At 49.6% G+C, this 6,261-nt stretch carries 6 protein-coding genes; 4 read left to right on the top strand and 2 right to left on the bottom strand.

What is annotated here, in order from left to right; all coding sequences use genetic code 11:
* Positions 1 to 340 precede the first annotated feature (340 nt).
* The 4 genes from gcvH to AS151_RS14555 all read left to right on the top strand — a co-directional run bounded on the left by gcvH (position 341) and on the right by AS151_RS14555 (position 3,982).
* Complete coding sequence (gene gcvH / locus AS151_RS14570) at positions 341 to 730, top strand: glycine cleavage system protein GcvH (protein ID WP_071517787.1); 390 nt, start codon at positions 341 to 343, stop codon at positions 728 to 730.
* A gap of 144 nt (positions 731 to 874) precedes the next feature.
* Complete coding sequence (gene gcvPA, locus AS151_RS14565; protein ID WP_139240670.1) at positions 875 to 2,224, top strand: aminomethyl-transferring glycine dehydrogenase subunit GcvPA; 1,350 nt, start codon at positions 875 to 877, stop codon at positions 2,222 to 2,224.
* Between the two features lie 189 nt (positions 2,225 to 2,413).
* Complete coding sequence (ccsB, locus tag AS151_RS14560) at positions 2,414 to 3,472, top strand: c-type cytochrome biogenesis protein CcsB (protein ID WP_071517785.1); 1,059 nt, start codon at positions 2,414 to 2,416, stop codon at positions 3,470 to 3,472.
* Positions 3,473 to 3,598: 126 nt separating this feature from the next.
* Positions 3,599 to 3,982: a hypothetical protein gene (locus AS151_RS14555; protein ID WP_071517784.1), complete on the top strand. Its 384-nt coding sequence runs from the start codon at positions 3,599 to 3,601 to the stop codon at positions 3,980 to 3,982.
* A 257-nt stretch (positions 3,983 to 4,239) separates the two neighbouring features.
* Here the strand turns inward: AS151_RS14555 and AS151_RS14550 are convergent, their stop codons facing one another.
* Positions 4,240 to 5,736, bottom strand: coding sequence for an FAD-dependent oxidoreductase (locus tag AS151_RS14550; protein WP_071517783.1), 1,497 nt, complete (start codon positions 5,734 to 5,736; stop codon positions 4,240 to 4,242).
* 17 nt (positions 5,737 to 5,753) lie between these two features.
* Positions 5,754 to 6,233 carry a thioesterase family protein gene (locus AS151_RS14545; RefSeq protein WP_071517782.1) on the bottom strand — a complete coding sequence of 160 codons (480 nt, stop codon included), beginning with the start codon at positions 6,231 to 6,233 and terminating at the stop codon, positions 5,754 to 5,756.
* Positions 6,234 to 6,261 lie beyond the last annotated feature (28 nt).

Here is a 6,261-nt window from a genome sequence, read left to right as displayed (position 1 = left end):
ACGGCGGCTAAAGCCGCACGGGTCGCTTTTCATCCCTGCTTTAAAAGGTCAGGGCTTTCAAGCTCCCGATTCACGCCGTAAAAAAAGATTTTTCCCTTCGCGATCGCTTTTGCCGAAAAAAACCCTCATAATTTTCCCTCTTCTCCCTCCTGTGGCGACCCTCAATGCCCGACGCTCAACTCCCAAATCCTTCCCCTTGGCCGAGAAATTTTGTCTCGCGATAACCCAAACCCCTAAAATAGACTGCGTCTGCCCTGTGGTCTTTCTACCGGTCAAACCTGGTCAAAGTACCATAGCTGGCTGCTGCATGTTGTTTTTTGTCGTATAGGAAATACGCAAAATGGCTCTAGAATATCCCAACGATCTGAAATACCTAGATTCCCACGAATACGCTCGCTTGGAAGGCGACACCGCCACCATCGGCATTAGTGCGTTCGCCGTGGATCAGCTAGGAGATATTGTATTTTTGGAACTTCCGGAAGTAGGCGATAAAGTAGAGAAAGGGTCTAGTTTCGGTTCGGTAGAATCGGTGAAAGCCGTCGAAGATATGTACGCTCCCCTTTCTGGGGAAGTGCTCGAACGCAACGACGCCGTGGTTGACGCACCAGAAAAAGTTGCTGAAGACCCTTATGGCGAAGGATGGTTGCTCAAAGTACGGGTCAACGATTCTAGCGAACTAGACGATGCTCTTTCCGCGGATGATTACCGTCAAAAAGTGGAAGGACAATAACCGGTAACGGTAGACCCAAGCAAAAATTTATGCCCATCATGGCAACGACAAATCATCGTTGTGATGGGCATCTGCGGGCGTCTCCCTGACTGTGGGAGAAAAATCTTGCAAAATAGATAGTGGTTGCTACTGGAGAAATTATCTGTGGGAAGATACAGTCCACATACCGACTCAACGCGCCAGGAAATGCTGGCAGAACTGGGCTTGGAGAATATCGAGCAGTTGCTGCGTACCATTCCCAAGTCCCTGCGTAACGTTGAGTACAAACTCGATCGAGGGAAAACCGAACTCGAAGTTCGCCAGCGCATCCAAGAACTGGCGGACCAAAATCGCCACCTAGACCAAGCGTCAGCATTTTTAGGTGCTGGTTGCTACCGCCATTACGTACCGGCGGCTGTGTGGGCGATCGCAGGTCGCGGTGAATTCACTACCAGTTACACACCTTACCAACCCGAGGTTTCCCAAGGAACCTTGCAAACAGTTTTTGAATTCCAAACTGGTATTGCCAGGTTAACCGGGATGCCGGTTGCCAATGCGTCTTTGTACGACGGTGCCAGTGCGGCAGCAGAGGCCGTTTTAATGGCTTTGCGCTTGCAGAAAAAGCGATCGCAGCTGCTGGTAGCTGGAACCTTGCATCCAGAATACAAAGAACTTCTGGATACCTATCTGGCAGGTTTGGATATTAACCTCGGTACCCTCAACGCTGATTTATCCGGTCAAATCGACCAAGATTCCCTGCAAGAACAAATTGGCGACGACTGTGCAGCGGTCGTAATTCAATCGCCGAATTTCTGGGGAAATGTCGAAGAAGTAGAAGCGATCGCCAAAACCGTCCACGACGCCGGCGCATTGCTGATTGTGGTGGTTACCGATCCCACCACCATGACCGTTCTCAAAACCCCCGGCGAACAAGGTGCCGACATCGTCGCTGGCGAAGCCCAATGCTTGGGAACCCCACCCGCCTTTGGTGGTCCGCATTTGGGTATTTTAGCAGCTCGCCAAGAGCACGTACGCCAAATCCCAGGGCGTTTGGTCAGTTTGACCACCGACAACCGCGGGCAAACGGTGTATACCCTCACCCTGCAAACCCGCGAACAACACATTCGCCGCGCTAAAGCCACCAGCAACATCTGTACCAACCAATCGCTGATGGCAACAGCGGCGGCAATTTATATGGGATTGGTTGGTCCCCACGGTATGCGGCAAATGGCTAACACCAGCTTGAACCACGCTCACCAGCTGGCTTCTCGCCTGTCGCAACTGCCGGGATACAAACTCCCCTACACCGGGCCGTTTTTCCACGAATTTGTGCTGCGCTGTCCAGTTCCAGCCCAAGAAATGGTACAGCGAGCCACACAAATGGGAATTTATCCCGGTGTTGCCCTCTCAAACTGGTACGACGGCATGGACAACGACCTGTTAATTTGTACCACCGAACTGAATACACCAGCTCAAATGGACCGATTGGTGGAATTCTGTGCCGGCATTTCGTAAGCTGCGATCGATGTTCATTCTAACTAACGGCTTTTGACAAGCCATGACCTTGGGATTGGAAGATGTACGTTCGTGCTTCCAATCCCAATTTTCTTAGCAGCAAGGTCCAAGAATCGATAGGATCGAAAAGGCTAAGATAATTAGCACTCGATATCAAAATATCCGTTGCACATCAGAGGAGAACGCTCAATGGATCTGGTTGCACTCCAGAACTGGCTGGATAATATTTCGTTTGCGGTTTTGTTTGTTACTATGTTGGTTTACTGGGTGGGAGCATCTTTTTCCCGCCTTCCCTACCTTCAAACCATGGGTACCACTGGCATGGCCATTGCCAACCTCACCGTGACAGCTTTGTTGGTCTCTCGCTGGATAGAAGCCGGTTATTTTCCCATAAGCAATTTATACGAATCTCTGTTTTTCCTTTGTTGGGGACTGACAGGGGTCCATTTGCTGGCAGAATCCATGAGTCGCAGCCGTTTGGTGGGCGTTTTTACGTCACCGGTAGCTATGGGAATTACCGCTTTTGCCGCCCTACAACTGCCGCAACGCATGCAAACTTCTGCTCCCTTGGTTCCCGCCCTCAAATCCAACTGGCTGATGATGCATGTGAGCGTCATGATGCTGAGTTACGCTACCTTGATGGTAGGTTCTTTGCTCGCGATCGCATTTTTGATCGTTACCCGCGGCAAAAATGTGGAACTGCACGGCAGTTCCGTGGGCAACGGCTCTTTCCGTAACTACCGCAAAGATACATCCGCCAACCAAATGCCCTCTATGTCTGCCAATGCTTTTGCTAGCAACGGCAACAGCTATACCAACAACGGCAGCTCCAGCAACAACCCAACTGGCAGTACGGCGGTTTTAGAACGCACCACCGCTACCACCGTTACCACGGAAGGTAACACCCTCTCTTTGTCTCCCCATCGCTTGAACCTAGCGGAAACCTTAGATAACCTCAGCTATCGCATTATTGGATTGGGCTTTCCTTTGCTCACCATTGGCATTATTGCTGGTGCGGTTTGGGCAAATGAAGCTTGGGGAACTTACTGGAGTTGGGACCCCAAAGAAACTTGGGCGTTGATTGTTTGGCTGGTGTTTGCTGCTTACTTACACGCTCGCATTACTCGGGGATGGCAAGGTAGAAAACCTGCGATTCTTGCTTCTGCTGGCTTGGTTGTGGTATGGATTTGCTATCTTGGTGTCAATTTGTTAGGGAAAGGACTCCATTCCTACGGCTGGTTCTTTTAACGTAGCCGGGCAGCAAAGAAAGATGGTAAATGTTAAACTCGTAGCTGCTATGCCAGGGAGCTTTTGGAAGCTACGGGTTTAACGTTGCCCTAGAAAAGCAAGACAAGTCCTTAAAAAGCAAAAATTATGGTTTCTACGGTTGTAATTTCCCTGGAAGAAATCGAACAGCTACGCCAGCAGTTGGCAGAATCTCCTGCGAATCTGGATGCTTTGCAAACTATTGAAGATTGCGAGGGGGATTTGGAAGACGCTGCCATCAGCATTGCTTTGCAGGAAGGGCAAGAACCGGATATTTCCGGCGGCTGGTTGCCTAGTTATGCCAAGCGATTTCGCCCGGCAATTTGTTTGGAAGGGGTGAAGGAAGATTTATTGGCAGAAAATTTTACCAATGCGATCGCTACTTTATACGAAAAACGCCTTTGTCCGGAGAAATTAATTATTCCTGTCTTGCTTTATATTTATAAAACCGGCATTGAAGAGTTTTGTGCGCCGTTGAGTCAGTATGAGTGAAAAGCATGGGAGCGTGGGAGCATGGGAGCATGGGAGAAAATATCGAAGATCGTATTTTTGTTTGTGTCAGTTTTTTTGAGTTTTTAAATTTATATAAAATCTGTACGGCAAAGACCCGATAAATCCTCCAGGCTAAGGCTAAAACTTCTTGTGGTTTTTCCCTCCTTCCCCTCCTCCCCCTCCTCCCACTCCTCCCCCTCCTCCCACTCCTCTATCTCAAATGTGATTTATACACCTCGGATTTAGTATAATCTTTTCTAAGAAAACCAAGAATTTTCTCCCAACCAATTGCCCCAACTTTGTGCCATTCGAGTAAGCGATCGCCCCAACCAAACATGGGGTTCGTCGGCTTCTACAGGAAGAATTTTGGCTTTTTCTCCCTTCTGCAAGCGGTCTATCACCCAATTAGCGGCTTCCAATCCTGTAACGTAAGCCTTTTCCTGGGACCAAGAACCGTGGCGGCTGACAATCCAATCCCCACTCAGAAAAACATTGGGAATGCTTGTCGTTGCCGGCATCATGAACTGATAGCTTCCGGGAAAAAAGTGGGTCACTGCATTGGGCAGGCGAATGACGCTGCTATCTACAATCTCAGCTTCGGTAAACTCGGGTATGCAGGTCGCTAAATATTGCTGCACGCGCTGAATAATATCTTCATCGGTCATGGGCAAAAACTGATTGGCGTGATAAAAATCCGCTTCCACTACCGTACCTGGTGCCTCGCGGAACTCATCGTGCAAAGCATTTAGATCGAAAAACGTCCAACCAGTGGTGTTGTCAAAGCCAAAAGCAGCGTTGGAAGCTCTGGGAATGGAAATTTTGCGGTCGAACCACAACCGCGTAGCCAGAACATCAAGAGCGGATAAATTGCGCAACTGGCAAAAATCGCCATATTTCCGCAAATTCTCGCTGCCAGCCACAATTTTTTGCATCCCAGTAACGCCTACAGAAAAAATAACTGCATTGGCAGAAATTACCTCACCATCGCCGCAAATCACACCGGTGGCTTGACCGTATTCGTTCATTTGTACATCGCGAACCGGGCAGTTGGTGCGTACGGTGACGCCCAAAGCTTCCATTTGCTGCAGCCAGGGGCGAAAAATTTGTTCTCCCACCGTGCCGCGACACCAAACCACATCAAAATTGGGTTGGTGCGCCAGGATAAAATAATACAGCATGCCCAGGGTAGCGGCAGCAGAACACTGTTCTCCCGGGGCAAACAATCCCACCAGCAACATGGGTTCAAAGGCTTCTTTGTACAGGCGATGGGTGACGCCGTACTGTTTAAACAGTTCCCGGGCGCTTACCAAATCGTAGCGTTGCCAAGCTTCGTGGGAATTGTCAAAATCTAAGATAGCCTGCAATAACGGTAAAGCAGAAAGGCGATCGCTTAACGGCAGGCGACGAAATTGGGTGTAAACAAAAGTTCCCAACGGCGTGGGCAGCCAAGGCAAATCCTGGAAAATGGGGGATTCCACCTCCAGACCGGCGGGAGAATATTGTGCCGACCTGGTCCAAGGGGTAAACGGCTGCAACCCCAACTCTCGTACCAGAGAAAAAATATTGGCGTAGGGATACCAAAATCCGTGAATTCCTGCTTCTACGGGTTTTCCTTGGGCGGTTTTCCAACCAGCCACCAGACCGCCGGGATAGGCACCGGCTTCTAAAAGGGTCACATCATAACCTTGTTTGGCGAGGTGGTAGGCAGCCCCCAATCCTGCCCAACCAGCACCCGCGATCGCTACCTTGCTCATATGCTATCTTGGTTTCCCTATAATTTCGCGATCGCATTTTTCAACACCGGCGGCAAACGACGCAGAATCTTGCCTTTCTCCGCATCTACTGGCACCAACGTCACCTGACCAGTAACAAATACTTCGTGACTTTGAGGATCGGCAATTTCGTATTCCCAAACCAGCTTCACCCCTTCCATCGATTGCATGCGGCTTTTGACCACCGCTGTCATGCCCATGTACATGGGTTTGTGGTAACGTACCGATAAATCCACCACCGGCAAATTGCATCCCGAATTCACCAAATCGGTATATTCAATGCCAATGGCACTGAGATATTCCACCCTCGCTTCTTCCATCCAAGCAATATAAGCACCATGCCAAACTACCCCGGCATAGTCCGTATGGTGGGGATGGGCTTTGACTGGGTATTCAAACCAGCTAGGAGAATTGCGCTCGTTGTGTTTGGGTTCGCGTTGTTGCACCGGTGGAAAATGAGCTAGTTTGTCTTCGCTCATAGCCAATTTCCCTAAAAAAAGGACATCT

Source organism: Geitlerinema sp. PCC 9228 (genome assembly GCF_001870905.1).
Classification (GTDB): domain Bacteria; phylum Cyanobacteriota; class Cyanobacteriia; order Cyanobacteriales; family PCC-9228; genus PCC-9228.
This window is presented reverse-complemented; position numbering and strand designations above follow the sequence as displayed.

Excerpts from the sequence above, each read along its gene's own strand:
- gcvH (WP_071517787.1), top strand. The coding sequence starts at position 341 with ATGGCTCTAGAATATCCCAACGATCTGAAATACCTAGATTCCCACGAA.
- ccsB (WP_071517785.1), top strand. The coding sequence starts at position 2,414 with ATGGATCTGGTTGCACTCCAGAACTGGCTGGATAATATTTCGTTTGCG.
- AS151_RS14555 (WP_071517784.1), top strand. The coding sequence starts at position 3,599 with ATGGTTTCTACGGTTGTAATTTCCCTGGAAGAAATCGAACAGCTACGC.
- AS151_RS14550 (WP_071517783.1), bottom strand. The coding sequence starts at position 5,736 with ATGAGCAAGGTAGCGATCGCGGGTGCTGGTTGGGCAGGATTGGGGGCT.
- AS151_RS14545 (WP_071517782.1), bottom strand. The coding sequence starts at position 6,233 with ATGAGCGAAGACAAACTAGCTCATTTTCCACCGGTGCAACAACGCGAA.